At 36.6% G+C, this 262-nt stretch carries 1 protein-coding gene; it reads right to left on the minus strand.

What is annotated here, in order from left to right:
• On the minus strand, positions 1 to 202 hold a 202-nt coding region (locus AC0IXA_RS27660), incomplete at its 3' end, for a NusA N-terminal domain-containing protein (RefSeq protein WP_471814941.1).
• Between the last annotated feature and the right edge of the window lie 60 nt (positions 203 to 262).

The following is a 262-nucleotide window of genomic DNA, read 5'->3' on the forward strand; positions in this document are numbered from 1 at the left end:
CTTCATCTACAACATCTTTTCTTGCGAACACACGAATCGTTCCCGTTTCGCGGTTTAAATCAACACGAACATTTTGTGCTTGATTAAAATTACGCTTATATGCAGAAATGAGTGCAGCTTCTATCGCTTCAATTATAATTTCTTTACTAATACCCTTCTCTTTCTCAAGAACAGTCAGGGCATCTAACAACTCACTACTCATTTTTATGGTTCCCCCTTATATCAATGAAAAGGTTAATTGAACGAAACTGCTAATCTTGCG

This window comes from Pseudomonas sp. AC083, assembly GCF_979253165.1.